Source organism: Bradyrhizobium sp., assembly GCF_049581145.1.
Classification (GTDB): Bacteria; Pseudomonadota; Alphaproteobacteria; order Rhizobiales; family Xanthobacteraceae; genus Bradyrhizobium.
Map to the genome: position 1 here is coordinate 1 of NZ_JBAURI010001065.1, position 7,897 is coordinate 7,897.

At 64.4% G+C, this 7,897-nt stretch carries 8 protein-coding genes; 1 reads left to right on the forward strand and 7 read right to left on the reverse strand.

Going from position 1 to position 7,897, the window contains the following annotated elements; all coding sequences use genetic code 11:
* The 7 genes from WCB02_RS34470 to WCB02_RS34500 all read right to left on the reverse strand — a co-directional run.
* Positions 1 to 530 (reverse strand): ABC transporter ATP-binding protein (locus tag WCB02_RS34470; protein ID WP_423965630.1); only part of this gene is annotated, 530 nt, incomplete at its 3' end.
* Complete coding sequence (locus WCB02_RS34475; RefSeq protein ID WP_423965632.1) at positions 527 to 1,564, reverse strand: branched-chain amino acid ABC transporter permease; 1,038 nt, start codon at positions 1,562 to 1,564, stop codon at positions 527 to 529. The genes WCB02_RS34475 and WCB02_RS34470, both read right to left, overlap by 4 nt.
* Before the next feature lie 12 nt (positions 1,565 to 1,576).
* A complete protein-coding gene (locus WCB02_RS34480; RefSeq protein ID WP_423965634.1) occupies positions 1,577 to 2,452 on the reverse strand; it encodes a branched-chain amino acid ABC transporter permease in 876 nt (291 codons plus the stop codon).
* A 5-nt stretch (positions 2,453 to 2,457) separates the two neighbouring features.
* Positions 2,458 to 3,393, reverse strand: coding sequence for a hypothetical protein (locus WCB02_RS34485; RefSeq protein ID WP_423965636.1), 936 nt, complete (start codon positions 3,391 to 3,393; stop codon positions 2,458 to 2,460).
* Between the two features lies 1 nt (position 3,394).
* The gene (locus WCB02_RS34490; RefSeq protein ID WP_423965638.1) at positions 3,395 to 4,360 is read right to left on the reverse strand and encodes a hypothetical protein; all 966 of its coding nucleotides are present in this window, start codon (positions 4,358 to 4,360) and stop codon (positions 3,395 to 3,397) included.
* A gap of 26 nt (positions 4,361 to 4,386) precedes the next feature.
* On the reverse strand, positions 4,387 to 5,580 hold the full coding sequence (locus WCB02_RS34495) for an ABC transporter substrate-binding protein (RefSeq protein ID WP_423965641.1): 1,194 nt from the start codon (positions 5,578 to 5,580) through the stop codon (positions 4,387 to 4,389).
* A gap of 58 nt (positions 5,581 to 5,638) precedes the next feature.
* A complete protein-coding gene (locus tag WCB02_RS34500; RefSeq protein WP_423965644.1) occupies positions 5,639 to 6,475 on the reverse strand; it encodes a GntR family transcriptional regulator in 837 nt (278 codons plus the stop codon).
* Positions 6,476 to 6,757: 282 nt separating this feature from the next.
* On the opposite strand from WCB02_RS34500, the gene WCB02_RS34505 reads away from it, so the two are divergent.
* A partial coding sequence (locus WCB02_RS34505; protein WP_423965647.1) for an FHIPEP family type III secretion protein occupies positions 6,758 to 7,897 on the forward strand: 1,140 nt, incomplete at its 3' end.

Below are 7,897 nucleotides of genomic sequence, written 5' to 3' on the forward strand. Positions count from 1 at the left end.
AGCAGCAGCAGCCTCGGCTGGCCGGCGAGCGCCCGCGCCAGCTCCAACAGCTTCATCTGGCCGAAGCTCAGGTCGTCCGCGCGCATCCGTGCCTTGCCGTCGAGCGCGAAGCGCGCCAGCAGGTCGAAGGCCGCCTCCGTCATTGCGCGCTCCTCGCTGCGCAGTGCCGGGCCGTTGAGCAGCGCGCCGAACAGACTCGCCTCGCCGTGAATGTGGCGGCCGGTCATCACGTTCTCCAGCACCGTCATCTCGCGAAAGATCTGCAGGTTCTGAAAGGTGCGAGCGATTCCCAGTCGGGCGCGGCGAAACGTCGGCAACGCGTCGATGCGCACGTCGTCAAACCAGATTCGTCCCGAGGTCGGCCGCGTGACACCGGCAATCATGTTGAACAGCGTGCTCTTGCCGGCGCCATTTGGGCCGATCACCGCCTTGATCTCTCCGGCGCGGACATCGAAGCTGAGATCGGCAACCGCGCGAACCCCGTCGAAATTGCAGTTGAGCGCCTCGACGCGCAGCAGACGGTCGGTCATAACGGCCGCCGTCTGGCGAGGCGCCGTCGCAGCACTGCCGGCAACCCGGCGAGACCTCCGGGGGCGACCAGCAGGACAACGATCATGGCAAGCCCGAACAGCATCAGCTCGACGTCTTCATAGTCGAGCAGCAACTGCGGAACGGCGGTGTAGATCAAGGCGCCGAGGATCGGGCCCCAATAGAGGCCCGAGCCGCCAATCGCCACCATCACCACCAGCAGGATCGAATTGGAGACGCTGAACGTATCCGGCGAGGCATATTGGTTGACATGGACGTAGAGACTGCCGGCGATACCGGCCATGCCGGCGCTCAGCACAAAGACCAGGAGCTTGGTGCGGAAACTGTCGATGCCGACCGCGTCGGCGCCGAGCTCGTTGGTCGCTACCGCGCGCAGCGCACGGCCGATGCGCGACGACAACAGATTGAGGATCGCCAGCATTACCACGAACGAGACCAGCCACAGCAGCGGAAATTGGCGCGCATCGGTGTCGAGCTTGAGGGCGCCAAGCGCGAACGGCTTCACGCCGAGCAGGCCATTGGGGCCGCCGGTCACGTCGATCAGCCGGTTGAACATCACGACCAGAATGGCGTTCCAGCCCAGCGTCGCCATCGACAGATAGAGCCCGCGCAACCGCAACGCCGGAATGCCGATGACGAGCGCGGCGAGACCGGTCAAGAACGCCGCCGCCGGCAGGCCGGCCCAGGCGTTCAGTCCAAATTTCACGTTGAGGACGCCGCTGACATAGGCGCCGAGCCCGTAGAAGCCGGCGTGGCCCAGCGAAATCTGCCCACCATAGCCCACCAGCAGATTGAGGCTCGCGATCAGGATGATGTTGATCAGCATCATGTTGGCGAGCGACACCAGATAGGCGTTGGGCGCGACAAAAGGCACGATCAGCAGCACGAGCCACACCAGCACCAGCCGCCAGCGGTCGGACAGGCGCGTCCCGGACAAAGCGGGCCGCGCCGCCGCGGACCGCGACGTCGATTTGGCGGCCACCGAAGCCAAAGGCGTGGAATCTGCGTCCGCCATCGCCATCCGCGCTCAGACCTTGACCACGTCGGCGCGGCCGAGAAAGCCGGACGGGCGCGCGAACAGGATCACCAGCAGCACCGCGAAGGCAATGGCGTCTTTGAAATCCGAGGAGATGTAGAAGCTGCCGAACGCCTCGATCAGCCCGAGCGCGAGACCGCCGACGACCGCGCCAGGCAGGCTGCCGATGCCGCCGAGCATCGCCGCGCTGAATCCCTTGAAGCCGAACAGCGCCCCCTGATCATAGGACGACAGCGTCAGCGGCGTGATAATGGCGCCGGCCAATGCGCCGGCAAAGGCGGCGATCGCGAACGACAGCAGCACCGTGCTTTCGACGCGCACGCCGACAAGCGCCGCGGCGTCGCGGTCGGCCGCCGCGGCCCGCAACGCCTTGCCCATCATGCTGCGTTCGAAAAACAGCTGAGTAACCAGCAGGAACGCGGCGGTCAAGCCGACGATCCACAGGGTTTGCGTCTGCACGCTGACGCCGCCCCATGTCAGCGTTGCGGTCTGCGAAAATCCGGGATACCCGACCGGCCTCTTGCCGAGCACCAGCATCACCAGGCTCCGGCTGCAGATCGCGAGCCCGATGGAGATCAGGGTGATCAGCAATGGCGTCGGCCGCCGCAGGGGCCAGATCACCAGCCGCTCCGAGAGGATGCCGATGATGGTCACGATCAGTATCGCGCCGAGGCAGGCAAGTGCAATACTGCTGAAGGCCGAAAACAGCAGCGCCGAGATCATCCCGCCCATCACCACCCATTCCCCCTGCGCGAAGTTCATCGCGCCGGTGCTTTTGAACACGACGTTGAAACCGAGCGCGATCAGCGCATAGATGCTGCCCGTCCCGATGCCGGCGACCAGCAATTGCAGGATGGCGGTCATCATGATGGTCAGAACGTCCGCATGCGGTTGGTCTCGAACATCGGCAAGGCAACGCCGAGCTCAGCGAGCTTCTGTCGGGCATTGTCGGTGTAACGAACGATCGTCTCTTCCTCCGCCACGCGCGGCGCGCCGCCGAGGCCGGCGGAGGCCGTCAACACATCGGCCTCCGCCTCGACCGCCGCATATTCGGGGGCAAGCCAGGGACAGTGGTAGCCTCTCAGCTCCGTATCGCGGATGTTCGTGGCGAGTTCGTCTGCGATGCGCGCCCGGCCCTCGGCGGTCCAGTGCGGCGCGCGCGACGCCAGATACAACCAGCCGAAAGCGGCGTGGCGTTCCTTGTCCGCGATGATGCGGTCCAGCACGGCTGCGATCGCCGGGTTTGTCGTGTGGTCGCGCCAGGTCCGGCAGAGTTCGAGCTCGAGACCGTCCTCGAAGGCGGCAAAGCAGGCGACATAACTATCGAGGTTCTGCTCCGCGTTCATCACGCGCCGGTGCAGATTGCGGTTGAAGGTGGCTTCGTAGACCTTGTCGGCGGGCGCAGCGACCCGGCCGCCGAACGCTTCGGCGATCCGGTCGAAGCATTCGACGTGCCACGCCTCTTCGGTGTTGCGGACCGTGAGATAGAACTTCGCGTCGATCTCACGCCCAGCCTCCATGCAGAAGCGCATCAGGAGCGCCGGCGTCTCGGTGAGACCGGTCGCCTCGACCCATAGCCGCCGGCTCCAGGTTCGCCGCGCCGCCGCGAGCGCCGGCGCATCATATTGCTCCGGCAGAAGCGCCGCCCAATCGACATCGCGCAGCGGATTCCAGCGCCCCGCCTTGCCGTTGTCGTAGAGCTCGCGGATCTCCGGCAGCGTCGCGCTCATTTCGAGCGGGAAGCGCCGCTCGATCAACAGACGCGACGGCGGCAGGATCGGCGTGACCTGGTGCATGAGACGCGGCACGTCAGACGGTCCCGAGCTTGGGATGGAAGAACGGCGGCAGATTGATGCCGAGCGGCCGCATCTGGTCGCGGATGCGCTGCAGCGTCGCGATGAAGACCGGCTTCTCGGCTTGCTCGATCGTCGAGCCGAGCCCGGCTTCATAGGTGATGCGGTCAGCCTCGACCTCGGCGTTCGATGCCGGGTTCTCCGGAGCCAGCCAGCTGCTATGATAGCCGTTGAGCTCGACCTTCTCGACCATCGTGATGACGGAATCCTCGATCATCTTCTTCTGTTCTGGCGTCAGCGTCTCGCAGATCGCCTCGAGAAAGTACCAGCCGAAGGCGCAGTGGCGCGATTCGTCGCGCATGATGAAGCGGACGACCTGCCTTGCCACCGGATCGCGCGTCACGTCGTCGAGATGCTTGAATACGTCAAAGGCGATCTCCTCCGCGGTGCATACCAGCGCGGCGATGATGCCTTCGAGCGGAACGTCGGCGTTCAAGGTCGCGCGACGCACGCCATGGGTCGAGACCGATCCTTCGAACAGCTGCTGCACCGGCTTTTCGATGTAGCCGCCGAGCTTCTCCGCCATGGCGTGGCAGACCTCGGCGTGACGGGCTTCCTCCTGCGAACGGATGGTGAAGAAGAGCTGCATGTCCGAGGGCCGGTTCTCGAGGCCGAACCGCAATTGCAGGGAGGGGCTTTCCGAAATGGCGCCGTATTCACTCCAGGCCCGGCGGCTCCAGTATAGCCGGGCGGCAGAGCGCTGCTGTTCGGTGTAGGCGTCGGGATTCAGCTGGTCCCAATCCACATCGGCTTTGGGATCCCATTGGTTGCGGGTCGCGGCGTGGAATAATTCGCGAATCCGCGGCAGGTCCGAATTGAAGGTCAGGGGAAAGCGGCTTTCGGGCGCGTCCAGCAGCGTCTGCACCACCTCGAAAGCCTGGTGCTCCGTCATCTCACGCGAGAGGGCCATGTTGTCCTCCATGTCATCCTCCATTTTGTTGCGACGGTTTACTCATAGTCGGCCAGATTGAAACGGCCGTCACGCCAGTTGATCAGCACGATATCCGCCTTCGACAGGCCCGAATGCCGGTCGGCTGAGAAATTGAACACTCCGCTCATGCCGGCAAAACCCTTGATCTGCTCCATGCCCTCGGGAAGCCTGGAAACGTCGCCGCCGACCTTGCCGAGCGCCTGTTTTGCCAGCATCGCCGCGTCATAGGATTCCGCCGCGTACAGACTCGCCGCACGATTGAAGCGTTCCTGATAGCTGCGGAACAGCCGGAGGATGCCGGCCTTGAGCGGATCGCTGTCGGGCAGTTGATCGCCCACCGGGAATTTCAGGCTCGCCAGCAGCAGCGGCTTGGCGGCATCGCCGGCCAGCGTCATGTAATGCGACGAGACGAAACCGTAGCTGTGGATCAGCGTCCGGCTGTCGAGCCCGAGCAGTTGCGCCTGCTTCAGGAAGACGACGCCGGCTGGCGTGACAGTCCAGCAGATAATGGCTTCGGCGCCGCCGTCGCGGATGCGGGTCAGTTGCGGCATCATATCGGTATCTGCGGGATCGAAGGATTCATACGAGACGTCGAGATTGCGCCGCGGGCCGACCGTCTTCATCTGCGTGACGGCACCCTGGCCGAAGCCGGAAGTGTCGGCGATCAACGCGACTTTCTTGATGCTTTTCTTCGCCAGATAGTCGGCGATGCGCTCGAGAACGTCCTCGTCGTCGACGGTGCTCTTGAACACCCATTTGCGCTCGGTGACCGGCGTGACGATGGCGAGCGCGCCTTCGCTGGAGATGAAGGGGATGCCGGCCGATTCCGCCATCGGCGCCATCGCGAGCGCGATGCCGCTCATGTTGCCACCGCTGACGATCAACTCGACCTTGTCCTGGCTGATCAGCCGGCGGGTAGCGGAGAGTGCCTTCTGCGTCTGGCTTTCGGCGTCATAGAATGTCCAGGCGATCTTGCGGCCATTGATGCCGCCGCCGGCATTGATCTCGTCGACCGCAAGCTGCAACCCGGCCTTCATGTCCTCGCCCAGGAATGCGGCCGGTCCGGTGACCGACAGGATCGAGCCCATGCGCAGCGGCTCATCCGCCGCCCAGCCGGGACGCAGCGAGGTGGCGGCGATCGCCGCGCCGGATGCGAGTTGCAGGAAACTGCGTCTTCCAATGTTGCTTGTCAGATTCCTTGCGGGATTCATCATGCCCTCCGTTTCATGCGTGGCGCCGCGTGGCGTCCTGTCATTGCTGTGTGCCCGCTCAGTCGTCATGCACGCCGCTGTGCACGGCAGTCTTGCCGATCGCACTGGCGGCCACACCCGCCTCGCGCGACAGCGGCACGTTCAATGAGTAGCGCACCAGATCGCCGCGATGGACCGTATGGCCCGCCATGACCAGGCGCCCGTCCGCGTCGCGATAACGGAGCGTGCGGATCAGGACCGGAGCGCCGGCGTTGAGATGCAGGTATTCGACCTCTTCCGGACCGGCGACGCCGGCCTCGATCGCGAACTCGCCGTTGCGCAGCTCCACGCATTGCCACAACAGATGCAGCGGCGAAGCAAGCGCCGAACTCTCATCCCAATCGGTCACGAGGTCGGCGGGCAGATAGCGATAGTCGATGGCGACCGGCACGCGGGCCGCGGCGCGGGTGCGCTTGATGAAAAGAATCTGCGCGCCGACCTCGATCTTGAGCGCATCCGCGACCTGGTCGTCGGCGCCGCAGCGCTCGAATATCAGCAGCGTGGACTGAATCGGTGTCCCGGCGGCTTCCCATTGCCGGATGAAATCCATGCCGGGCCCGAAGCGTTCCTCGAGCTTGCGCGCGGAAACGAAGGTGCCAAGCCCCCTGCTCCGCGTCAGCATGCCATCACGGACCAGTTCGGACAGCGCCTGACGGACCGTATCGCGGCTCACGCAGAAGAAGGCGCATAGCTGCTCATCCGAATAGAACCGCCGATCGGGCTGCTCCCAGCGCAAAATCAGACCGATAAGCCGCTGCTTGATTTGAGCATACAGCGGAAGCGGCGACGTCCGGTCGAGCGGTGGATTGATCCATCCGATGTCCGCAGTTGCCAGATTTTGGGTCGTGTCCTGCATCACGCTCCCTGCCGATCGCATCCGATTGCATGATTGTTGGCCTAATCATACATTTAGGCAAGCTCAAAATCTGGGTGAAACCGATGACGCCAATCCAGTTCTCGGCCGCGATCCGTGAGCCAGCCGCGAACGCGCGCAACACGCGCGTTCCGGCTTCGGCCTTCCCTGCGTCCCCGAATGGCGGCGTCATGCGCCGCCATTAACCGTTTCCTAACCATACACTGGGCAAAAATTGCCGGGTGAAGTCGAGTAGCGTCGAACGCGTGGAACGGGGGGATCTCCGTGGACGCCAGTGCGGTGCCTCACTTTCGGACCGGCGGCCCTTCGGCCGCCGCGCAGTCGCTTGGGGCGCGTGAACGGCACACGCGGGGGGATGAACTGACCATGGTCGATGTGGCGGCGGCTCAAAGCGTAGCAGCGCCGAGGGGATTTCTCTCGTTCGGCGAAATCGTCGGCATTCTCAAACGCGGCGATCTGGCGCTGGCGTTCGGCGTTCTCACCATCCTGGTGGTGCTGATCCTACCGCTGCCTGCCTTCGTGCTCGATCTGTTCCTGGCGATTTCGATCACGCTGTCGATGCTGATCCTGATGACGTCGCTGTTCATCCAGGCGCCGCTGGAATTCTCGGCCTTCCCGACCGTCCTGCTGATTTCGACGATGTTGCGGCTGTCGCTCAACCTGGCGTCCACGCGGTTGATTCTGTCGCATGGCCACGAGGGCACCGACGCCGCCGGTCATGTCATCCAGGCGTTCGGCAACTTCGTGATGGGCGGCAATTTCGTCATCGGAATCATCGTGTTCGCGATCCTCGTCACGGTGAACTTCGTCGTCATCACCAAGGGTTCGGGCCGCATCGCCGAAGTCGCCGCGCGCTTCCACCTGGACGGCATGCCGGGCAAGCAGATGGCGATCGACGCCGACCTCTCGGCCGGCCTGATCGACGAGAAGGTCGCCAGAGAACGGCGCAAGACGCTGGAAGACGAAAGCGGCTTCTTCGGCGCGATGGACGGTGCCTCGAAATTCGTGCGTGGCGACGCCGTCGCAGGCCTCCTGGTGGTCTTCATCAACGTGATCGGCGGCATCATCATCGGCGTGGCGCAGCAGGGTCTGGGCTTCGCTGAAGCCGCGCAGACCTACACGCTGCTCACCGTCGGCGACGGTCTGGTGACCCAGGTGCCGGCGCTGATCGTCTCGACCGCGGCAGGCCTGCTGGTCTCCAAGGCCGGCATCTCCGGCGCGGCCGACAAGGCCCTGATCAAGCAGTTCTCCGGCTATCCGCAGGCGCTCGGCATGGCATCCGGCGTGATGTTCGTGCTGGCGATGCTGCCCGGCATTCCGATGATCCCGTTCCTGGCGCTGAGCATCGGATCCGGCGCGCTGGCCTGGAACGCGCACAAGCACAAGCGCGTCAAGGTCGCAGAG

Excerpts from the sequence above, each read along its gene's own strand:
- WCB02_RS34475 (WP_423965632.1), bottom strand. The coding sequence starts at position 1,564 with ATGGCGGACGCAGATTCCACGCCTTTGGCTTCGGTGGCCGCCAAATCG.
- WCB02_RS34480 (WP_423965634.1), bottom strand. The coding sequence starts at position 2,452 with ATGATGACCGCCATCCTGCAATTGCTGGTCGCCGGCATCGGGACGGGC.
- WCB02_RS34490 (WP_423965638.1), bottom strand. The coding sequence starts at position 4,360 with ATGGAGGACAACATGGCCCTCTCGCGTGAGATGACGGAGCACCAGGCT.
- WCB02_RS34495 (WP_423965641.1), bottom strand. The coding sequence starts at position 5,580 with ATGAATCCCGCAAGGAATCTGACAAGCAACATTGGAAGACGCAGTTTC.
- WCB02_RS34500 (WP_423965644.1), bottom strand. The coding sequence starts at position 6,475 with ATGCAGGACACGACCCAAAATCTGGCAACTGCGGACATCGGATGGATC.